This window comes from Paenibacillus sp. sgz302114 (assembly GCF_056120345.1).
In genome coordinates, this window is sequence record NZ_JBVYOI010000012.1 from 19,966 (window position 1) to 40,290 (window position 20,325).

Annotated in this window: 22 protein-coding genes, 1 pseudogene and 2 riboswitches; of the genes and pseudogenes, 2 read left to right on the forward strand and 21 right to left on the reverse strand. The window is 49.9% G+C overall.

Going from position 1 to position 20,325, the window contains the following annotated elements; all coding sequences use genetic code 11:
• Positions 1-11: 11 nt before the first annotated feature.
• The 17 genes and pseudogenes from AC0LWF_RS22595 to AC0LWF_RS22675 all read right to left on the reverse strand — a co-directional run bounded on the left by AC0LWF_RS22595 (position 12) and on the right by AC0LWF_RS22675 (position 11,530).
• Entirely contained in the window at positions 12-206 is a 195-nt protein-coding gene (locus AC0LWF_RS22595) for a DUF4177 domain-containing protein (RefSeq protein ID WP_474653795.1), read from the reverse strand.
• A gap of 26 nt (positions 207-232) precedes the next feature.
• Positions 233-523, reverse strand: coding sequence for a DUF5316 family protein (locus AC0LWF_RS22600; RefSeq protein ID WP_474653796.1), 291 nt, complete (start codon positions 521-523; stop codon positions 233-235).
• Positions 524-697: 174 nt separating this feature from the next.
• The gene (gene thiO, locus AC0LWF_RS22605; protein WP_474653797.1) at positions 698-1,828 is read right to left on the reverse strand and encodes a glycine oxidase ThiO; all 1,131 of its coding nucleotides are present in this window, start codon (positions 1,826-1,828) and stop codon (positions 698-700) included.
• Between the two features lie 39 nt (positions 1,829-1,867).
• Complete coding sequence (locus tag AC0LWF_RS22610) at positions 1,868-2,644, reverse strand: thiazole synthase (protein WP_474653798.1); 777 nt, start codon at positions 2,642-2,644, stop codon at positions 1,868-1,870.
• Positions 2,645-2,650: 6 nt separating this feature from the next.
• A complete protein-coding gene (thiS, locus tag AC0LWF_RS22615; RefSeq protein ID WP_474653799.1) occupies positions 2,651-2,851 on the reverse strand; it encodes a sulfur carrier protein ThiS in 201 nt (66 codons plus the stop codon).
• Entirely contained in the window at positions 2,848-3,483 is a 636-nt protein-coding gene (gene thiE, locus AC0LWF_RS22620; protein ID WP_474653800.1) for a thiamine phosphate synthase, read from the reverse strand. Before thiE ends, thiS begins: the two co-directional genes overlap by 4 nt.
• A 20-nt stretch (positions 3,484-3,503) precedes the next feature.
• Positions 3,504-4,510 (reverse strand): annotated as a pseudogene (locus AC0LWF_RS22625) (ThiF family adenylyltransferase).
• Between the two features lie 15 nt (positions 4,511-4,525).
• Positions 4,526-5,527 (reverse strand): ABC transporter substrate-binding protein, encoded by a 1,002-nt coding sequence (locus AC0LWF_RS22630; RefSeq protein WP_474653801.1) that lies wholly within the window; start codon positions 5,525-5,527, stop codon positions 4,526-4,528.
• A 36-nt stretch (positions 5,528-5,563) separates the two neighbouring features.
• Positions 5,564-6,316 carry an ABC transporter permease gene (locus AC0LWF_RS22635; RefSeq protein ID WP_474653802.1) on the reverse strand — a complete coding sequence of 251 codons (753 nt, stop codon included), beginning with the start codon at positions 6,314-6,316 and terminating at the stop codon, positions 5,564-5,566.
• Entirely contained in the window at positions 6,306-7,127 is an 822-nt protein-coding gene (locus AC0LWF_RS22640; protein ID WP_474653803.1) for an ABC transporter ATP-binding protein, read from the reverse strand. The genes AC0LWF_RS22635 and AC0LWF_RS22640 overlap by 11 nt, the downstream gene beginning before the upstream one ends.
• Positions 7,124-7,801 carry a thiaminase II gene (gene tenA / locus AC0LWF_RS22645; RefSeq protein WP_474653804.1) on the reverse strand — a complete coding sequence of 226 codons (678 nt, stop codon included), beginning with the start codon at positions 7,799-7,801 and terminating at the stop codon, positions 7,124-7,126. Before tenA ends, AC0LWF_RS22640 begins: the two co-directional genes overlap by 4 nt.
• An 85-nt stretch (positions 7,802-7,886) precedes the next feature.
• Positions 7,887-7,996: riboswitch (TPP riboswitch) on the reverse strand.
• A gap of 82 nt (positions 7,997-8,078) precedes the next feature.
• Positions 8,079-8,405, reverse strand: a complete 327-nt coding sequence (locus tag AC0LWF_RS22650; RefSeq protein WP_474653805.1) for an AzlD domain-containing protein — start codon at positions 8,403-8,405, stop codon at positions 8,079-8,081.
• Positions 8,396-9,124, reverse strand: coding sequence for an AzlC family ABC transporter permease (locus tag AC0LWF_RS22655; RefSeq protein WP_474653806.1), 729 nt, complete (start codon positions 9,122-9,124; stop codon positions 8,396-8,398). The genes AC0LWF_RS22650 and AC0LWF_RS22655 overlap by 10 nt, the downstream gene beginning before the upstream one ends.
• Positions 9,125-9,263: 139 nt before the next feature.
• Positions 9,264-10,046 (reverse strand): NUDIX domain-containing protein, encoded by a 783-nt coding sequence (locus AC0LWF_RS22660; protein ID WP_474653807.1) that lies wholly within the window; start codon positions 10,044-10,046, stop codon positions 9,264-9,266.
• A gap of 169 nt (positions 10,047-10,215) precedes the next feature.
• Entirely contained in the window at positions 10,216-10,434 is a 219-nt protein-coding gene (locus AC0LWF_RS22665) for a hypothetical protein (protein WP_474653808.1), read from the reverse strand.
• 71 nt (positions 10,435-10,505) lie between these two features.
• On the reverse strand, positions 10,506-10,742 hold the full coding sequence (locus AC0LWF_RS22670; protein ID WP_474653809.1) for a hypothetical protein: 237 nt from the start codon (positions 10,740-10,742) through the stop codon (positions 10,506-10,508).
• 11 nt (positions 10,743-10,753) lie between these two features.
• Complete coding sequence (locus AC0LWF_RS22675; RefSeq protein ID WP_474653810.1) at positions 10,754-11,530, reverse strand: Cof-type HAD-IIB family hydrolase; 777 nt, start codon at positions 11,528-11,530, stop codon at positions 10,754-10,756.
• A gap of 159 nt (positions 11,531-11,689) precedes the next feature.
• A riboswitch (ZMP/ZTP riboswitch) is annotated at positions 11,690-11,771 on the forward strand.
• 50 nt (positions 11,772-11,821) lie between these two features.
• Here AC0LWF_RS22675 and AC0LWF_RS22680 point away from each other — a divergent pair.
• The gene (locus AC0LWF_RS22680) at positions 11,822-12,931 is read left to right on the forward strand and encodes a GNAT family N-acetyltransferase (RefSeq protein WP_474653811.1); all 1,110 of its coding nucleotides are present in this window, start codon (positions 11,822-11,824) and stop codon (positions 12,929-12,931) included.
• A gap of 154 nt (positions 12,932-13,085) precedes the next feature.
• On the opposite strand, the gene AC0LWF_RS22685 is transcribed toward AC0LWF_RS22680, so the two are convergent.
• From AC0LWF_RS22685 to AC0LWF_RS22695, 3 genes are all read right to left on the reverse strand, one after another.
• The gene (locus tag AC0LWF_RS22685) at positions 13,086-13,343 is read right to left on the reverse strand and encodes a hypothetical protein (RefSeq protein ID WP_474653812.1); all 258 of its coding nucleotides are present in this window, start codon (positions 13,341-13,343) and stop codon (positions 13,086-13,088) included.
• 453 nt (positions 13,344-13,796) lie between these two features.
• On the reverse strand, positions 13,797-14,795 hold the full coding sequence (locus AC0LWF_RS22690; RefSeq protein WP_474653813.1) for a mannonate dehydratase: 999 nt from the start codon (positions 14,793-14,795) through the stop codon (positions 13,797-13,799).
• Between the two features lie 164 nt (positions 14,796-14,959).
• Positions 14,960-15,760 carry a phosphodiester glycosidase family protein gene (locus AC0LWF_RS22695; protein ID WP_474653814.1) on the reverse strand — a complete coding sequence of 267 codons (801 nt, stop codon included), beginning with the start codon at positions 15,758-15,760 and terminating at the stop codon, positions 14,960-14,962.
• A 176-nt stretch (positions 15,761-15,936) separates the two neighbouring features.
• On the opposite strand from AC0LWF_RS22695, the gene AC0LWF_RS22700 reads away from it, so the two are divergent.
• Complete coding sequence (locus AC0LWF_RS22700; protein WP_474653815.1) at positions 15,937-17,670, forward strand: stalk domain-containing protein; 1,734 nt, start codon at positions 15,937-15,939, stop codon at positions 17,668-17,670.
• 51 nt (positions 17,671-17,721) lie between these two features.
• Here AC0LWF_RS22700 and AC0LWF_RS22705 read toward each other — a convergent pair whose 3' ends face one another.
• Complete coding sequence (locus AC0LWF_RS22705) at positions 17,722-20,115, reverse strand: WG repeat-containing protein (protein WP_474653816.1); 2,394 nt, start codon at positions 20,113-20,115, stop codon at positions 17,722-17,724.
• Positions 20,116-20,325: the final 210 nt, after the last annotated feature.

The window sequence follows — 20,325 nt, forward strand, 5'->3', positions numbered from 1 at the left end:
TGGATAGCTTCCTATTCTTCTTGAACGAGCCGCTCGAAAATAATTTCAAAATCTCCTGGTTTCCCATGACCGTCGTAGTTTGTTCCTAGTACCTGAACTAAACGCCAGCCGGCCTTTGCATACTCATCTATCGTTTCTCTATGCTTTGGTGCGGAGAAGAATCCGCCGAGTGAAGTCTCTACGTATTTGTATTCGTACAATGCCATTACGAGATCAATCCCTTCATTCTATTCTAATATTTGAGGAAACCCCATAAGAGCAAGATCGGAATTGCTGCAAGGAAACAAGCCAATGCGGCATTCTCCCGTTGCTTCTTGTCGATGGGGTCCTCATTGCTGTAATTTGCTCTAGCACGGTCACCCGATACCATCGCTCCGCCTGTAATTATCGCGCCAATGAATAAAACCAACCCAATTAATCCGGACACGCGTTGAATGGTGGAGCTATTCATAAATATCGTCAACGCCAACAGAACGAGTGAAACGATCAATCCAAAGAGAAATGAGTATTTTGCCAGCTTCATGCTACTGCCCCCCTCCATAAACCTCCTAATTATTCCATATGATGCTATTACGTGTCGGGGTAGACAAAAGTTGCGATAACGGTTCCATTCGACTACGACATGAGAAAAGAAAATAGAAGCTGATCCAATTGACCAGCTTCCACTGTCTAATACGATTTGAAGATATCATCACGCTCAAGAGTAAGATGCTATTAAACCGAACCGCTCCGGCGAGAACGCCCGCTTGCGCTCTGCCGTCTGCTTCCCGTCCAGGCAATCTGCAACGAACATCGCTGTAGCCGGGCTTAGCAGAATGCCATTGCGGTAATGACCTGCTGCCATGATTACGCGGTCTGATGCGCTAAGCGGACCGAGCAGCGGATATCCATCCTGCGTGGAAGGACGCAAGCCAGCCCAGCGATGGAACGGAACACGATGCTCTAAATCAGGTATGAGCTGCTTGTTCCACTTCCGCAGCCGTTCGATGCCCCTGTCTGTAACCGAGGTATCGAAGCCCGCTACATCCTCTGAAGCGCCGCAGACGAGGGTGCCATTCTCCTTCGCAACTAAGTACCCCTGATTGCAAAATACCATGTGCTTTACCGGCTGAGCACTATCCGCCTCATATGCGCATATTTGTCCGCGAATCGGGTATACAGGAATCCGGATTCCGAACGTCTCCTCCAACTCTTGAGCCCATGCGCCTGAGCATACAACTAGCCGGTCGCCGCCGAACACGCGTCCGTCCTCCGCAGCTACGCGAACTTCATGCTGCCACTCCGTCACAGCGAGCTGCTCTAACTGTTCATGAATCTGCACGCCCATGAGACGACATGCTTCCTCAAGCGCTTTCACATAATGCGGCGCGTAGAGATGACTCTCTTCTGGCGTATATAACGCCGCTCGCACATTCTTTGCGAGATGCGGCTCAAGCTGCTGCAGCTCGGCGCCTTCTACGATGCGTCCCGTAGAGCCGTGCTTTCGCTGCCAATGCAGTCTGCCTTCAAGAACGAGTAAGTCTGCATCGTGGTAAGCGGCATAGAGGCTCCCCGAGTTCGTATATTCGAACGATTGGCCTGATGCCTTCTTCACGTCAGCCTGCCATTCTGGATAGAGCCGCAAGCTCTCTAGACATAGCCAAAAAAAAGCATCGGGTCCTTCTACGTTCTCGGAATATGGCGCAAGCATACCAGCAGCTGCACCAGACGCTTGCCCGCCGCAGCGGTTGATTTCCAGCACGGTCACCTCGCAGCCTCGCCGTCGCAGCTCAAACGCACAGGATAAGCCGATGACGCCTCCGCCCATAACGATTACTTGTTCTTTCATCCGAAACCTCTTCTCTCATCCGCGATGGGAGTCGCCTGATTAGCTCAGCTTGAACGCTTCGTAACCGCTGCTCGCCGATGCATACTTCTTCTTCTCAATTCGCCCTGCCAAATACGAGAGTCGGCCGGCTTCAATCGCAAGCTTCATCGCCTGCGCCATTCTTACCGGGTCCTTCGCTTTAGCTACAGGCGTATTCATCAGCACAGCGGACACGCCGAGTTCCATCGCCTGCGCGACATCGCTGACAGAGCCAAGACCCGCATCGACGATAATCGGGACGTTCGCATCCTCCACGATGAGTCCTAGATGGTACGGGTTGAGAATGCCAAGCCCCGTCCCTATCGGAGCTGCACCAGGCATTACCGCTGCTGCGCCGGCTTCTTCAAGACGTTTGCACATAATCGGGTCATCCGTGATATAAGGAAGCACCGTGAACCCTTCCTTGACCAATATTTCCGTCGCCTTCAGCGTCTCAATCGGATCAGGCAGCAGTGTGCGCTCGTTGGCGCTAATCTCTACCTTCACCCAGTCGCTAAGCCCCGATGCGCGAGCAAGCCGAGCAATGCGTACGGCCTCATCGGCTGTCCGTGCTCCTGATGTATTCGGTAAATAGACGTAGGATTCATCCTGCACATGCTGCAAAATCGAATCGTCTTCCGTAGACTCCAGGTTAATCCGGCGTATGGCGAAAGTAAGCACCTGTGCGCCGGAAGCTCTAATCGCTTCCTTCTGCACATATGGATTCGGAAACAGCCCCGTTCCGATAAAGAAACGCGAGCTTAACGTCGTGCCGCCAATTTGAAAACCATCACTCATTTTCCGTTAGCCCCCTCCGACAAAATGAACCAATTCGATCTGCATATGAGGATGTACCGCTGCCGACGCCCACTGCTCAGCAGTCAACACGGCGCCGCCAGCTTCCACGACAAGCGGTTTACCTGTCAAACCGTAATGCGCTACGACATCCGCAATCGTCTGGACGCCTTCAAGCTCATGCTCAGCTCCGTTAATAACCAGTTTCATCGCGCAGCCTCTCCCTTGTTATCCAGCTTGGCGAGGAAAGCTCTGCAAGTACCGCTCACATCATTGCTGCCAACAATTTCGCTCACCGCGCATATCCGAGTTGCGCCTGCCGCGATGACTTCATCCACATTGTTCAGCTTGATGCCGCCAATGGCAACGAACGGAATCCCGATCTCCGCAGCCACTTCGCTCACGTACGAGACGCTAACGGGATCGACGACATCCGCCTTTGTCGCTGTACGAAACACAGGCCCGACTCCGATATAATCCGCGCCTTGCGCTTGTGCAAGACGCGCTTCCTCAATTGCATGGGTCGAGATGCCGATGATTTTGTCGCCGACAAGCTTGCGAGCTTCTTCCAGAGAAAGATCGTTCTGGCCCAAATGAATGCCGTCTGCATCCACCTCCAGCGCAATATCGATATGGTCATTGACGATAAAAGTAACGCCATGCTTGCGCGTCAGCTCCCGAAGCGCCTGCGCCTTGCGGAGCAGCTCTTCTCTGCCGCTTGTTTTATCCCGCAGCTGAATAATATCCGCACCGCCGATAATCGCTTCTTCCATGACCTCTACTAAATCCCGATTCGGGTGAAACTGCTCGGCTGTGATGGCATATAGACGAAAATCTTTCATTTTCAATAGCCTCCCTTGTTTTACGCTCCGATATATCTCGCATACAATGTTTTGGCACGAACAATATCGTCAGTTCCTTGCACGAACACGCGACCATCCGGGAACAGCACCAAACGCTCCCCCTCCGGCAGCTCGGCGCGAACCAGATATGCATTCGCACTCCGACCGCAGGCGCCAAGCGCTCGCTCCATAGAGATAGATCAAGCGGAGCGCTTCCCGCGAGCTGAACCGTCTCCCGCCCGCATAACGACACGGCAGCTTCCGGCTGCGCTGGATCAAGCGCTGGGTACTGCTTTAACTGGCAGCAAGGACAATTGGCAGCAGGCGCCCCATGCTTCATCTCATAATGCCGGTTATGCCACAGGTCGAACGTCACGAGAGTGTTTCTGCGCTTGTCGCCAGCGCCAACCAAATACTTCAGCGCCTCAACCGCCTGATAGGAAGCGACCATATCGATGACCGGCGCAATAACGCCGATCGTGTCGCATGTCTGACCGCTCGCATCAGCGGATTGAATGAAGCAGCGCAGACATGGCGTCTGCCCCGGTACAAGCATCGCGCTCATGCCGTGTGCGCTGACGGCACCGCCATAGGTGAACGGAATTCCTTTGCTGAAGCAAGCATCGTTCAATAGAAACCGTGTTTGGAAATTATCTGTTCCATCGAGTACGAGATCCATTCCATCCAGCAGTTCGTCGATATTGTGAACGGTAGCATCTGCGACAATTGCTTCGAGCCGAACAGAGGAATTAATTCTCGCAAGCTTCCTCTCCGCTGCAACCGCCTTCGGATAACCGCTTTGCACATCGTCTTCGTCGTACAGCATTTGACGCTGCAGATTGCTCAGCTCCACGTAGTCGCGGTCGACCAGCCGCACGAAACCGACGCCTGCCCTAACCATATGGTTGGCAAGCACGGTGCCGAGCGCCCCCATGCCAACAATGCACACAGCGCTTTGTCCCAGCTTTCGCTGACCCGCTTCGCCAATTGGCGCAAATAACATCTGTCTTGAATAGCGTGTGTCCATTGGATGAGCCTCCTACTATAGATTGCGGAACAACTCGTCAGCTTTAACTTCCTTCGATAATTGGCCATGCTCCTTCAACCAATTAATAACATCGCTCCACGACTGAGCGGATTGACTCATGAAAGGCTCTTTCCCTGCATCCATAAGCGGCAAAAGAATAGCCAAGCTTTGCTTCTCAACTTCAGCATCCAGCGGGAAATCAGCACTTTGTTGATCAAGCAGCAGCTTCAGCGCTTCATCCTGATGGCTTACGGTGTAGGCTTGCCCCTTGCCGGCAGCTTCGATAAACCGTTTAATTGCATCGCCGTTCTTCTCCACGCCGGACTCGCTAGCAGTGAGAACCAGCTCGTAGTAATCGGGAACTCCGAACTTGGACGGGTCGAATACGGTTAGTTTCTGGCCTTCTTTCTCCAGCAGCAGCTTCTCATGATTGATGTATCCACCGATGATGCCATCCACTTTCTTCGTCGTCATCGACGGAATCAGATCCCATCCAACGTCCACGTATTTCACTTTGGACGGATCGCCGCCATCCGATTTCACCATCGTATTGATCAGCTCCTCATCGAGCGGAAGCGATGGATAACCAACCGTTCTGCCCTCTAAGTCCTTAGGGCTTTGCACGCCATCCGAATCACGGACAAACAGCTGATTCAGCGGATGGCGAACGATCGCGCCGACAGAGACAATCGGAATATCCTCTGCTCGCGCTACCGCAACCTGCATCTGATAGCTGAATGCCAAATCTGCTTTGCCCGTCGACACCAGCTTCAGTGCATCATTCGTATCGGCAGGCGTCTCCAGCTTGACCTTGAGGCCAGCATCCTTGAAATAGCCTTGCGATTCCGCCGCATATAGGAACGTATGAACCGCATTCGGGTACCAGTCGAGCAGAACCGTCAGCTCCGTCTCCCCTTCCCCCGATTGTTTCTTAGAGGCACAGCCCGCTGCAGCGGCAATCATAAGCGTTACGGCTAGAACCAGCTTCGCGCTTTTTCTCCAATTACGTAGCATCATTTTCAATCCAGTCTCCCTCATATCATCTATTTATAACTATTCTTTACGATGGCTCAGTACCAGCTTCTCCAACAATTGAACGGCAAGAAACATCAGAATGCCCATTGCCGACAGCAAAAGAACACCCGAGAACACCGCTTCACCACGAAGCATATTCGACGCCCGCTTCGTATACATGCCAAGTCCATTCTCCCCGCCAAGCCACTCGCCAAGCGTTGCGCCTCCGACGCTGATCGCGGCAGCCAGCTTAAGGCCGGTAAAAAATCCAGGCAACGCGGATGGCAGCTTCCATTTCGTAAATAACGCGCGTTTGCCGGCTCCCATCGTCCTGAGCAGCTCTCCGATACCGGCATCGGCGGTGCGGAAGCCATCTGCAGTATTCACTGCAATCGGGAAGAATGTAAACAGAACAACAACGGCGACTTTACTCCATATTTCATACCCGAACCACATCACCATAATCGGTGACAATGCGATAATCGGAATGGTCTGGGAAGCGACGATGAGCGGGTAGATCGTCCGTTTCGCGAGACGCGAGACGTCGATAATGATCGCAGACGCCACACCGAGAATGGTCGAGATGAACAGACCAAGCAGCGATTCCCACAGCGTGACCCCGAGATGCTTCGTTAATACCCCGCGGTTTTCCCACAGCGACAGAAGCACGTCAGACAGCTTAGGAATAATGTAATGCGGAAAATGAAAAATTCGCGCACTCGCTTCCCAAAGAACCGCAATCAACAGCAGGAACGCTGCCTCAGGGACATAAGCGGTTATTTTAGCTCTCATGTCCGTCACCTTCCTTCCGAATATCCGCACCTTGCTCCAGCATGGTTAGCAACTGTCGCTTCAAATGGATGAATGGTTCATCGAGCGCGAGCTTATGGCTTCGCGGACGAGGTAGACTGACTTGCAGCTCGCTCAATGCCGAAATCGGAGAAGTCGCAGCTACGAGAACTCGGTCGGACAAGAAAAGCGCTTCATCAACATCGTGCGTAATGAAAAGCACCGTCGTGCGGTGCCGCTCACATATTTGCAGCAGCCACTCCTGCATACTGATGCGTGTTATCGCATCTAAAGCGCTGAACGGTTCGTCGAGCAGCAGCAGCTCGCCTCCGCCAAGCAAAGCACGCAGAAATGAGACGCGCTGGCGCATGCCGCCAGACAGCTCGTGCGGATATTTCCGCTCCGTCTCCGCTAGCCCGAATTCGGGCAGAAGCTCCAGCACCTGGCGCTTCGCTTCGCGTTTGCCGACTCCGCGAAGTTCGAGACCTAGCGCGGCATTGTCCAGCACAGTACGCCACGGCATCAAACAATCCCGCTGCGGCATATAGCCGATTCGGCCTCGTTTTGCCGCCTCCGCGGCTGGCTCGCGGTTTGCTCCAATCGCGATCGTCCCCGTATCCTGCGCGAGTAGACCCGCCACCAGCCGGAACAGTGTTGTCTTGCCGATACCGCTCGCGGCGAGCATGCTGACGAACTCGCCCTTCCGGATGTTGAAATCAAGACCGCTGAATAGCGCAGGCTCTCCTGCAAAAGCAAAATGAAGATCGCTGACAGACAGCGCAATCGGTCCAAGCTCTGCATGCGTAATACTCACACTGGCCACTCCTCTAACCGGTAAGCCATATCCCAGAACATATACTCCAGCTTTGAAGCAACGATGAACCGCTCCTCCAGCTTTGAGAGCTCAGCCTCGGGCAGTCCCTCCGCCAGTTCATCCATCAACCCAATGCACCAATCCGTCAGCTCGCCAAATTCAACAGATCCGTACATCAGAATCCACTCACGGTAGAGCGGATGGTCCAACGCGCCAGGATGGTTCATGAACGAAACCCCGATTTCACGATAGCTCCACATGCACGGCAGCAGCGCAGCGACAACTTCAGCCAGGGAGCCATGTACAGCGGTATCCATCAAATATTTCGTATAAGCCACAGTCGTCGGTGAAGGAACCGTCTGTTCAAGCTGCTCACGGCTTACGCCGAACTTTTCCGTATATTGGCGGTGCAGCTCCATTTCCACATTGAGCGTGTTATGCAGCAGCTCTGCAAACTTCGCCATCGTCTGCACATCCCGTGCTTTCACGCTGCCGAGCGCAAACAATTTGGCATAATCGATCAAATAGACATAATCTTGCTTGAGATAATAGATGAATCGATCGTGATCGAGCGTCCCTGCACGCAACTCCGTCAGAAACGGATGCTCGTGGCACTTCGCCCATATCGACTCTGCAGCACCGTACAATCTCTCAGTAAATCGACTCGAACTCATATTTCAACAGCTCCTTTAGTTACAGGCAACAGGGGCACGGAACGCAAAAAAAACCATTCGAGAATATACGAATGGTTTGCGAATTAATACAATTCGATACGTTCTCTACGCCAGCATTACCTGGTTCAGATTAACGGTCAGGGAAATACGTTCCCAATCTCAGCCAGACTCCATCTAGCCCCCGCACATAGTTATTCAATTGCTTTTACTATAAGCGATTAACCAGTAATTCACAATAGGAGATTTCAAACATATCTTTACGCTTTCCTGCTCACAACTAAATCAAATAACGAAGCGCCATAATCGAAATAATGCCGACAACGACCGTTCCTAATAAGCTGCGCGTGAAGATCGCCGTTAAGAAAGTCGGTAACGCGGCGAACAATTCGACGTTGTTTCGAAGTGGAGAGAGCTCACCATTCTGTATGAACAATTCTTGTCCGACCAGGGCAGCCATAACTGCGATGGGTACATAATTTAACCAGCGCATGCCCCAATCAGGAATTTGAATGCGGCTTAGAAGAATAAGCGGCAGCACGCGCGGAATGAATGTGACGATGGATGACCCCATAATAACGAGCAGAATATCCCATCTTATTTCCATTTTTCCACCACCATTCCGACTGTTGCTGCAATCACTGTGCCCACGATGACGCCAACACTTGCAGATGACACCAACGTAACTCCTACAACCACGACAACAGCGCTAATTGCAACGATAACATCTCTTACAAACTTCCCCCGGCTCACCATCAATAGAACCAGAAGCCCAATGAACATGGCTGGCAATGCAAAATCGAGGCCAAACTTCTGAGGATTCGTAATCCACTGTCCCAAATATGCTCCAGCTATGTTGGCTGCAATCCAGTTCAGGTAAGCGGTTATGTTGAGTCCATGCATCCATTTTTCGCTCAGTCGTTGCTTATTCACCGTCTGATTAATGGCAACACCGAACGTTTCATCAGTAAGCAATGAACCTACGAGCATGTTCACTAAAGGCCTAAGATGGCGAAAATAAGGCGACAAAGCCGCGCTCAGCAACAAATGGCGCAGATTCACGAAGAAAATCGTTACAATAATTGCCGCTACCGAGCCCTGAGCTGCAATCATCCCGGCAATGATAAACTGGGCGGATCCCGCATAGATGAGGACGCTCATCAGAGTAATTTCAATTATGCTGAGGCCCGATGTCTTCTCAACAACCCCAGCGGCAAATCCTATACTTAAGTAGCCGAGCAAGGTGGGTATGCAATCTTTCACGCCTTGGATGAAGTCCCCGGTACTTACAGCTCCTTGACTCTTTATGTTTGTGTTCTCTTGCATGGCTTGACCCTCTCCGTGTAACTTTTTCTTTATGTCAGGTTTGTTTATTATAATACACACCTGTGTGTTATACCACACAGAAATTGCAATAAAAAACTGCCATCTTTGCGATGCCAGTTTGGATGAAAATTTAGTTATTTTATATTGCGTTTCGTGGTGTTAACGTAGTTAACCAAGCACATTCCTTCTCTACGACCAAACGAACAAGGTGTTCATGAAGAATCTGCGGCAACACATGATGTTTTTTCAAACTATCCGATGTTAGCTCTATCCAATAAAACTCCAAATGACCTTCTTCGGAGGTAGGTATCATATGAGATTGTAATTGCTCCGAGCTTGCTTCAAAGAGATGACTAACTTCATGCTGAGTAATTCCTTTCTCGTCAGTCCTTCTCGTCTCAACTACACCAAGAAATCGCCCTATTGTACATTCGACACCTAACTCCTCGCCCAATTCTCTCTTTAAAGCTTGTTGTGCGCCTTCCCCTAGCTCAATACTACCACCAGGCAGAAAAGAGTGCGCCCCTTTTAAACGAGCGATTAGTATTTTCTTGTTATGTACAATGACTGCGCGTGCGATATGCCGGAATTTGATGTTTGGCAGAAAATAGTCCGAAGGGATCTCGCCATTAGAGTAATACCGAACTACCTTCCCCGCTGCCTCCGCATACTCGATCTCTCTTCTCGTACTCGTTCCGATGTAGCCGCCAACGTCGATCACGAATATTTCGTCTGATAGATTAATCTTTCGCAAATGCAGCTCACCTAGTAATTCTGCTTGATGCTCTGACAGCTCAAAGCCCTCACTTTGCTCGAAGAAAGCAAGACTAATTACAATATGTCCTTGAAGGGTAAGGAATGCGTTCATTTGATTGAACTTCTCCTTGAATTTAGTCGAGCCACATAAGGTTATTACGCTCATTAACTTCTCTCCATCTGTTTAAATTCTGGCTTTCTAGACATCTCACAATCCACTTAGATTTACGGGCAATCGATACAGAATCGCTGCCTGTTTTAATTTAATCAATGCAACCTCAACCGAAGTTTCGATATATCCAAGGATTTGATCGAACGTGAATACATGAAGCTTCTCAGAGATTACTGCGGGGGGGATAATTCATATCTTCTATAACATGGGGAATAAGCGCTTCGACATCTGCGGACTTCACCTCAACGAGATCAATAACATCGTTGCTATGAATCAACAACCTGTTCAACTCATCTTTCAAACCGTAATGCTCCAGCAATTGCCCGTTTAACAAGCGAAATTCTTTGTGATATTGATTGTATAGCTCTTTATTTGCTTCCATCCGATTACGCAGCCAAGATAGATTGAAGCCTTTTAACCAGATGTCATCAGCGACCAGATGTGTAAAGTAGCCTAGAATATACGCGCTTGCAGCGTGTGTTTGGTATTTATATAGAAACCCTGCGTAATCAACGCTTCGCGAAAAGTCATGTAAGTGTCATGTAAGTCGCCTTGAAAGAAATGCGATTCATTCTTGGTGGAGACAGCATCCGGAGCGATACCTCCTAGCAGAAATAGCGTACGATCTTCTAACGAGAGACTCTCTGCAATTCGAATCGCTATAATCGCATGCATGATTCTTGAACCCATTTTGACTCCTCCTAACTAGTCTCAATTGCAACAAATCTCTCGATTGCAGCAGCAACACCATCATTATCATTGGATTCGGTTATGTGGGCTGCGCAATTCTTTAGTTCAATTATTGCATTATCCATGGCGATCGGAAATCCGGACATCTGGAATAACCCGACATCATTAAAATCATCCCCGAATACCATAACGTTTTCTGATTTCACTCCAATATCGCTTAACACCCATTGCACGGCTTTTTCCTTAGAGGCTATTTTATGCATGATTTGGACCAATACTCCTTCATCGGTTGCGATAACGTTTACAACTTCACTGAATTGTTCGCTTATATCGATCCAGTTGCTGCAGCCTAGAACCAATATTTTGGTCGGGGAAAGTGAACTCATATGCTCTTTATCAACAACCTGCGGCTTCGGATCATTCGGGCGGATACCCAGTTGAGCTCCTCGGGAATCTGGAACTGGGCTGCACGTATACCATAAATCATTCACCTCGTAGGAGATCATCGCTTGAGGTTCCCTTAACTCGATGAAGTTGTTAATCTGCCTGCTAATCTCCATTGGAATGCTAATGTGCCGCTCATTTTGTTTTGATTTGCAAGTGACTAAAGCTCCGTTGTAATAAACCATGTAGTCTACAAAAGGGAACTTCATCACAAATTGATTAGCCGCTCTAGGCGGGCGCGCCGTGGCAATAATAATATGTATTCCAGCATCAAAACATCTTTTAACAGCCTCATGATTTCTAGGAGATATCGTTTTATCACTACCGAGCAAGGTTCCGTCCAAGTCTAGTACAATTGCTTGAATATTAGACAGCTGTATCTCCCCCTACAAAATACGTAAATTGGTAAAATAATACTAGCAAATAAAGATGTCGTCAACCTAAATATTCAGAAAATTCAGTTGAAATTATTCTCTTCCCCGTCTTATAATAGTCAATAAATAAACGGGATGCGTAACTGGCGAGAACGTAGATCACTACGGGGGAGCGTATCTTTCAAACTAGCCGTTCGCCTGGGCAAAGCATTTGGTTAACTCTAACCAGATGCTTTTCTATTTTCTAAGGAGAGTGCCAGGATGTTGTCAGTCAAAAATGTTGCCGTAATCGTGTATGACCATGTGGATGCGCTAGATGTGACCGGCCCGTTCGACACGTTCGCTATTGCTAGTAATTGGGGACAGGACTTCCGCGTTTATACGGTTGCCCTGGAGTCTAAAGATGCTATCCGAACCATTAGCGGCTTAACGATTCAGCCAGACTTCGCTTCTTGGGATTGCCCGGATCCAGACATTCTCGTCGTGCCGGGAGGCTGGGGATCCCGCAAAGAGATGTATAACGAGAAGCTGACCAGCTGGATCTACGAAACCTCAAAGCGGGCTTCGTTTACTCTGTCTGTTTGCACAGGGGCACTATTGCTCGCCAAAGCCGGACTTCTCGTTGGATTGCGCGCGACTACCAACAGACGTGCCATGGATTTGCTCAGGGAGGCAGCGCCGGCTAGCACAACGCTGGTCGAGAACGTCCGTTACGTGGATAACGGTCGGCTTATTACATCAGCTGGCGTTACAGCGGGCATTGATGCGGCGCTGCATCTTGTCGCCAAGCTTCTCGGAGAAGAGCGTGCGCTCGAAACGGCATCTAGGCTGGAGCATGATTGGCGGCGCGAGCCTTCCGAATTGCTTTCTTTTCGCAGGGCAACAGATGAAGACGTAGATGGTATCCGTCCCCTGTTTATTGATGCAGCGCAATGGATTCATGCGACGCACGGCTTGTGGCAGTGGAGAGCTGAACATTTCAATCGCGGGATGGTCGAAGCTTTTGTCCGAGATCAGGAAGTGTTTGTCGCCACTCTGGGGAATGAGGTTGTCGGTTGCTTCTCCATGCACTGGCGAGATGAGGAAATATGGGGAGAGAAATTTCACGAGGATGCGGGATATGTTCATCGGTTATGCGTATCGCGCAAACGAAAGGGAGAAGGAATCGGCCGCGAGCTCATCCGCTATGCAGAAAGTTATATTCGGTCGAGAGGTAAACGCTGGCTCCGGCTAGACTGTATGTCCAACAATCCGAGTCTGAACGCCTATTATGTCCATTCAGGATTTAGCTATAAGGGCCTCTATGACGCTGGCATGTGGAGTGCGAATTTATATGAGCGGGAGATAAAAGATAAGCCACCGGCGCGCTAGTATGACTCACTCCAGTATTTTGGATCGAAGCATGCCTGAGGAATTCTAGCGGTTGCCTCAGAGCTTATTCACACACATTTAAACATTCTTGACATCTAACGGTTGCCCAGACTTACAGCGGCAGGCTCCTATCCGAGTCAATTCTTGTTCAGAACTACAATTTCTCCCTCGGGAATGATAGAACAGGCAGCTGTTCTTCCGCCTTGTAACCCATACATTTTGACAATTGCACATCAATAAAATCACGATCTCGTTCATGAAGTCGAATCGACTTACACTCATATACGATCTTGTTCTTATTATTAGGAAACCAAGCATCTCTTGAATGATCAACGGTCCACTTGACTTCCCTCCCGTTCGTAATGACATCATGGATGACCGGACCACTGTCCATACCTGGTTCAATAATCATTAAGTTGTCACCATGACCCTCATTGAATCGACTCACCATTTCTTCAAGCCGATCCAGATCCGCTTTGTCATAATTAATGATAACTGCATTATTGGTTGTTCTGTTCGTCTCAGGCTTTACGATAAGGATTGATATGACACCGAGCAAAGCAACAATGATTAGGGTCTGCAGTATTACAATAGTTCTACTAATTCTGATATCAGTTCCTCCTAGATAAAGTGATCAGTATCCGAGATATTCGCTAATAATTGGCAGTTATCCTGCCCTTAAGCTATTTCGTTAGATTAAAAAAGCAACCAATCCAATAGGTTGGTTGCTGGTTACCACTATCTCGGAATAAATGCAAATGTCCATTTATCTTGGGCCACTCACTGCTATTCAGCGAAATAAGGTGGGGATTTCCACTTTCGAAGCACAAACCTACTCTGGCATGCCTTTTGCTCCATAACGCCTTTACCTCTCAATCAACTCCAACGCATTCAACAGCCCCTGCATATACCCGACGGCATGAGCGCGTGCTCGATGGCCCCATGGGGAATCATTTATGACGCTTGGCACGTGATCGTCCATCAGGAAGCCTGTAAATCCTGACCGTTTCAGCTCCAGCAGCACTTCAGCGGGATGATAGTTTCCTTCGCCGAGGAAGCACTCTTGGAACTTCGGCATCGTGCCTTGTACATCTCGGAAATGCACATAACAGATTTTGTTCCGCGGGCCAAAATATCGAATCATCTCCATCACATTCGCAGCGCCATAGACCATCTCCGAGCAGCAGCCGAGGCATAGATTCAAGCCCCAAGCATCACTATTTGCAATCGCTTCCGCCCTCTTGAAATTATCCACTTTATAGAAAATCCTCGCCGTTCCATCAAGCATAGCAACCGGTGGATCGTCAGGGTGTAGCGCCAGCCGGACGCCAGCCTCTTCGGCTACTGGAATGACAGCCTTTAGGAAATATGCATAATTGTCCCACATGACCGACTCATCTGGTATTCTCACTTCCCGATTCGCAGCATACTTCACTTGATTGATGCCGCTTGCTGCCGCTTCAAGATCGAACGCCGTACATAAAGCCCCTCCCCGACCCGGCTCCGAGGACGTCCGCCATACGAAATTCGGCATGAAGTGGTGACCAAGGACAGGGATTCCAGCACGGCCCATATACCGGATAATGGTGCTATAGTTCTCAATTTGCTCATCCCTGCCGGGCAGTCCTAGCATGATTTTATCGTAGAAACGAATCGGAACATTCTCAATAGACTCCAAGAACAGTCCATTGTCATCGCATGTCTTCTTAATCGCATTCAGATCCTCGTAAGTCCAACACGCAACACCTGGAATATTCGGGGTGTTCAACTGGACACTCGTTACTCCAAGCTGCTTGGCAAAAGTCATCGTTTCCTGAGTCAGCTCTTGCATTTGACCTAAGGCAATGCGTATGTTCCGCTTCACTACTAATCACCGTCCAACTCCGAATTTGGATTCAAAAGCTTGACCTATTCTCTCCTCTTCCAATATATGTTTGCTAGGTAACACTATGTATCTCAAACGTAATCGCAATCTGATTCTTCTCTTGTACCCACTCCGCAAAGGTTGCAATATTCTTCCAAACACCATCACTTCACGATCCGCATCATCTCCACGACCGGTCGGCTGTCGCCATGCAGCACCATCTCCGCCGCTTGCATCTGGGACGAGCCGTCCCCATCTAGAAAAACACCATCAACCAGCTGCATACTGCCCAACTGCTCGGTTATTGCCGAACGAAAATCTGCCAGCGTCCCCTTCGTGCTGCTAACGATGAGGTAGAGCTTCCCTTGCCGATCATAGACCGCTGCGCTGCGAAGATGACTGTTATCCATGAGCGGTGCATTTTCCAGCATCGCGCGTCCTAGCCACAGGTCATCCTGACCAAGGCTCATGCTGATGCCGCCCTGCGCCCAGAAGTGGAGCGGATCGCTCACTTCCAGCTCTGAAGATTTGCTCACGATCTGCACGGACAACTTATTGCTCGCGCCGTCCCAGACGAGCGTGCCGCGCGGGTATTTGGCATTCTCATCCCCCGCCCCGTATTGCCCCTTCGCACCGCCGACCGGCTGCCCGTTCATGACCGCCATGCTAAGCAAGCTCGTATCGTAGAAGAACCCTCCATTTACGCCGTAATAATCGGATACAGCTAGATTTTGCCGAATGACTTCAAGCGATATATTCGAAGGATCGGTCTGCAGCACATGCAGCTTGAATCCATTCGCAGCCTCTTTCTCCATATATTGATACTCCTGCGCCGGAAAGCGTGCCACATGAGGGCTTGAATGGCTATTTAGCATTTTCAACATGACCACCAGCAGAATTGCTAGCACGAGCAGAATCCCGCCGGTTATGACTGCAACTCTCACGATACGAACCCGATCCGACACTTCATTTCCCCTTTTCTTAACATACATTCTTCACTTACTAGCGAGTCTAGTATATCGAATTCGGCTATAATCTACAAAAAGATAGAAATGGAAACTTTTAGTGTAACAATTCTCGATCTTCCATCGTCTATATCGGCAGTTAGTCCGAATTACGAAGAAGGTCAGGTGAATATACGTTGAAAATATCGCTAAAGCCGCGCCGCACTCTGCTATGCGCACTCACTGCTTTATCCATCCTATTGCCCGCAGCAGGAGCTGGTACAGGAAAGACCGTCCATGCTGAAGGTATCCAGCTGAACTCTTTTCCAAGCTATCTCGAGAAGACACCTGTTACGAAGCCACTTTGGTCCGCTAAGATCGATCATGAGCTGTATATGCAGAACGGCTCTTCATTTGCAGTAGAAGGCAACATCCTCGTCTATTTGCAGAACAAGCATCTCGTCTCTTCCGATGTAACAAGCGGACATGTAATGTGGACGAGCAAAACAAACTACTCAACTACCTTATTCCTTCACAATGGCATCATCTATGCGCTGGGCGAAGATCGCGTGCTCTATGCATTTAATGCCCAGACCGGGAAGAAGATCTGGATAGCCCCGCTCGGCAAGAGCAATCTTGTTCAGGTGAAATTTGATGCCAAACGAGTCTATATAAGCTGCAGAGATGCGCTATTCGCTCTGGATCTGGCAACTGGCAAGAAGCTCTGGATGGTGGATAAGACAGAGGCCTACGCAGTTGATGATTTGACTCTTGTCGGCGATACGGTTGTTCAATCGTACATCGAGCAAGGAGCGATCTCTCACGATAATTTATACGGGTATGACGCTGCTACCGGCAAGGAGAAGTTCGGCTTCGGTTGGGCATCGAATCCCCTTCTTGTGGAAGGCAATCAGCTGTGGGTTAGCTCCTACAATTTCATGGCAGAAGACCCGCTCACGACGCATGTGCTTCAGATCAACACGGACACCGGGAAGCTAGTCAAAGACCAAATCTATGATGTGAGCAAAATCAATGCCGAAATATCCACTTCTTCGCCAAACAGTCCCTATACGAGAATTACGAAGCTGGCGATGGACGGTAATTGGCTCTATATTGGCGTCAATGACGTGGTCTACCGGTATCATCGGGATGCAGATCCGACGAAAGGGGCGCCTTTTGTCTATAACCATCTGTTCCAAGGGACGCTCGGGAAGTGGATTCTAGGCCCAAGTGACGGCTACATGCAGTTTGAAGGGTTTGCTGGCATGAGCTCGCTCTCGATGTTCGACCTGACCAAACCGGAAATCAATTACTGGGGCAATGGCGGTATCTCACGTGTTGACCGCATTGGCGGCGGCATGTTCATCGGGCTGCAAAATGGTCATTTCCTCATCTCGCAGTTAAGCACAGGCAAGACGCTCCTACATGGACAAACATCAGCTTGGATGTTCAACCGCTTCGCGGTTGCCGGCAACATCGTAATCGTTCAAGCGGAGCATCAATTGCTCGCCTACCCGCTGCCTGCTGCAGCCAAGTTCGCACCGACCCACAATCTGATCATCAAAGATGAGAAAGCAGATATTGTCGTCGATGGCGTCAAACATTCGATTTCGCCGGATGCAGCTTTCGTGAACAATCAAGTGTTTGTCCCGTTCCGCGCGATGTTCAGCTTATTCAATGGGACGATCAGCTATGATGCTGCAACCAAATCCGTTACTGCCTCTGCGCTAGGCAAGAAGATTCAACTCACCTCGGGCAATGCGCTCGTGACATTAGATGGCGCCAAGATCGGGCTGAGCGAAGCGCCTCTTGTGTATCGCAACACCGTATACGTCCCGCTTCGCGACATCAGCACGATGCTAGGAACCACTGTCACATGGAAGAACCACACCGTCTTTATTACAACAAAGCCAGCAGCGGCAGCCAAGTAGAGATACAACAAAAGGGAAGCTGGGCATCAGCCTAGCTTCCCTTCCTTCGTCTTATGAATGAAATGATCTCCAGAACTCGCCATTCGTATCAATAATGCTGCGAATCTCGGCAAAAGGGATCGTGAACGTCGGGAATCCCGCAGCATACGGTCCAATATCGTAGGGATTGAAGTAAAGATGCAGCGCATTCTCGGTCACGAAGAACGGCTGATCAGGACTAATGCCTTTGTACGAGTCTGGGAATACATACGAATATTGCGGATCCTCTTTAATCTGCTTGCCAACGATATCGCTGAGCACCTTTACATAATTGCTGCCCGGCTTGAACAAATCCTTGAGCGCAAACATATGCCCTGACACCAAATTCAGAATCGCATAGACTTGCGTAGGCATCCCGTGTGCAGCGCCGAACGGGAAGTTGTAGCCGGTAAGCTCCAGCTGCAGCAATTGATGCTTGAAGAACGAGACGTCGAAATCGCCGGTATACGAATAATCTAGCCGCTCATTCGCTGGAATCGGCTTCACCTGAGACATATCTCTCAGCTTCGCATTCACGTTTCTCATCGCAGCTTGATCGGCCATCCCATCGACCTGCGGATAATAAACGAGATAGTCTGGATTCGGATTGTACTTCACTTCTTTGACGACATAAGGTGGTGCAAGCGGAATGACTACATTTTGCTGCCATATCATTCGTCCTGCACGATTGCGATAAGAGAGCCGCTGATCGACAAAGGCTTTGATAAGATTGCCTTCTTCTACCGTCAGCGAACCTCGGCCTGGCACTCGCGGATAGCCTGAAGCGGCTTTCCCCGTGCGGTCAATGAGGAATGTGTGCTTCGTATCCGACACCGATGCAAGACCGTTCTGATATTCCGATACATCATTGTAGACGAAATCAGAGAGCCGCTTGCCGTTCCAATCCGCGATCGCATACATGGAGCCGATGAACGGCTGCTCCTTATCGATCGCATTCCCGAGCGCGAACCGCTCCTCGCCTAAGCTTCGCACATCGTTATAGATCGGCTCTACGATATATGCGCCTTTCCTATTGATAACGCCGTACTCGGAGCGGAAGTCTGCGGACGTATTCACAACTGCACGGCCCCGCTCGAATGGCATAGCGGCGTAATACGTCGGCTGGATGATGATTTTGCCGCCCTCGTCGATATATCCGTATTTGCCGCTTAGTTCCCGTTGGAACGCGAGCAGCCCATCTCCATACGGGCCGACGTAAGCAAACGGATAAGTCGCTAGCCGCCTGCCACTTGGATTAATGAGCGCATATTCGTTTTCCTTAACCTTCACGACTGCGCGGCCGTTCGTGAAATCCGTCGCATCCTCGTACTGCGCAGGTATCGCTTCATTGCCATTCGCGTCAAGATAACCATATAAGGATTGCCCCGAGCCATCCGGCGAATCCTTAGTGATATAGAAGAGCGACCGACCCCCATGCATATCTGCTATGTACGGATACGCGCGCTTCGTTAGCACCTGCCCGCTCTCGTTGATCATATGAAATCCTTTCTCGTCGATAGCCGCAGCTCGCCGCTCCGAGAACGGATAAATCGAATCATAGATCGGCTGAACAACATATTGCGCCGAGGCGTTAATGAGCCCGGTTTTCCCTTTCTCCGACACAATCGCAAGCCCATTCTTCTGAAAATCATGCGCATCGTCGAATCGAACCGGAATTTCCATTCTGCCATTGCTATTGATATAACCCCATTTGGTTCCGCCAATTCGTTTTATTGATGCCGGAAACAAGGCAACCGCCCGCGACATGCTCGCCCGGTACTGTGCGTCAGCGAGATACTCCCAGTAGAGAGGGGCGCTCGGATAACGCCTTGTCAGCTGTTCGTAATACCTTGCTATATTCGGATAGTAGTCGGCGAATGCATCCGGCGCTTCTACAAATCTATTGCCATTCCACTTCACGACATCAACCCGATAAGCCTCGCCGGACTCATAGGACCAGAGTGCAAAACAGAGCGAGTCAACCTTTTCATTCAGCTCGTTAGCGCGCGTTTCGGGGAGCGGTTCCAAGTAGCTGTAATACATGTCCGCAGGCGCCATATCGACCAAGCCATCATCGGTCCACTCATAGACGGACAGCTTCGAATATTCAGGGCTGACCTGCCAGCCGATGACCAAGTTGTTCGAGCTCGCGCGCGTAATCGGCATGGAAGTCATGAGCGTCACGCCATAGCCAGGCGCCTTCAAGCCTGTTGCCCGCTCCCATGCGCCATCCTTGTAGCGGAGTTCAAGCAAATGGAGCTCCCCGTACAATCGGAACACCAGGACCGTCTCGGGGATGTGATCTTCGTTCATATCAACTGCGCAAATCGCTGCTCGCGGTACCGTGCTCTCGATAAACTCCAGCTCCGCGCCATACGGCAAAAAAGCGCTGGCAAACTGGATAAGCTGCTCGTTATATAGAGACATTTTCGCAGCATCCTCCCTTTGTCTTACGCATGCTTCGCCTTAATCGTATGCAGCAGCAGGGCAACTTAGTAACATTTTAGGGGAATTGGTCTTGTGCAACATAGTTGGCTTGTCTAAACGATCTTGACCCCGTTAAACTGTGCTTACCCGGAGCAACACTGTTTCTCTAGACCCACACGAATTTCGTTCTATATAATAAGGTCTCATACA

What these genes read in the sequence shown, in the direction of transcription:
- AC0LWF_RS22595 (WP_474653795.1), bottom strand. Translation starts at nt 206, where the DNA reads ATGGCATTGTACGAATACAAATACGTAGAGACTTCACTCGGCGGATTC.
- AC0LWF_RS22600 (WP_474653796.1), bottom strand. Translation starts at nt 523, where the DNA reads ATGAAGCTGGCAAAATACTCATTTCTCTTTGGATTGATCGTTTCACTC.
- thiO (WP_474653797.1), bottom strand. Translation starts at nt 1,828, where the DNA reads ATGAAAGAACAAGTAATCGTTATGGGCGGAGGCGTCATCGGCTTATCC.
- AC0LWF_RS22610 (WP_474653798.1), bottom strand. Translation starts at nt 2,644, where the DNA reads ATGAGTGATGGTTTTCAAATTGGCGGCACGACGTTAAGCTCGCGTTTC.
- thiS (WP_474653799.1), bottom strand. Translation starts at nt 2,851, where the DNA reads ATGAAACTGGTTATTAACGGAGCTGAGCATGAGCTTGAAGGCGTCCAG.
- thiE (WP_474653800.1), bottom strand. Translation starts at nt 3,483, where the DNA reads ATGAAAGATTTTCGTCTATATGCCATCACAGCCGAGCAGTTTCACCCG.
- AC0LWF_RS22630 (WP_474653801.1), bottom strand. Translation starts at nt 5,527, where the DNA reads ATGATGCTACGTAATTGGAGAAAAAGCGCGAAGCTGGTTCTAGCCGTA.
- AC0LWF_RS22635 (WP_474653802.1), bottom strand. Translation starts at nt 6,316, where the DNA reads ATGAGAGCTAAAATAACCGCTTATGTCCCTGAGGCAGCGTTCCTGCTG.
- tenA (WP_474653804.1), bottom strand. Translation starts at nt 7,801, where the DNA reads ATGAGTTCGAGTCGATTTACTGAGAGATTGTACGGTGCTGCAGAGTCG.
- AC0LWF_RS22650 (WP_474653805.1), bottom strand. Translation starts at nt 8,405, where the DNA reads ATGGAAATAAGATGGGATATTCTGCTCGTTATTATGGGGTCATCCATC.
- AC0LWF_RS22655 (WP_474653806.1), bottom strand. Translation starts at nt 9,124, where the DNA reads ATGCAAGAGAACACAAACATAAAGAGTCAAGGAGCTGTAAGTACCGGG.
- AC0LWF_RS22660 (WP_474653807.1), bottom strand. Translation starts at nt 10,046, where the DNA reads ATGAGCGTAATAACCTTATGTGGCTCGACTAAATTCAAGGAGAAGTTC.
- AC0LWF_RS22665 (WP_474653808.1), bottom strand. Translation starts at nt 10,434, where the DNA reads ATGGAAGCAAATAAAGAGCTATACAATCAATATCACAAAGAATTTCGC.
- AC0LWF_RS22670 (WP_474653809.1), bottom strand. Translation starts at nt 10,742, where the DNA reads ATGGGTTCAAGAATCATGCATGCGATTATAGCGATTCGAATTGCAGAG.
- AC0LWF_RS22680 (WP_474653811.1), top strand. Translation starts at nt 11,822, where the DNA reads ATGTTGTCAGTCAAAAATGTTGCCGTAATCGTGTATGACCATGTGGAT.
- AC0LWF_RS22685 (WP_474653812.1), bottom strand. Translation starts at nt 13,343, where the DNA reads ATGATTATTGAACCAGGTATGGACAGTGGTCCGGTCATCCATGATGTC.
- AC0LWF_RS22705 (WP_474653816.1), bottom strand. Translation starts at nt 20,115, where the DNA reads ATGTCTCTATATAACGAGCAGCTTATCCAGTTTGCCAGCGCTTTTTTG.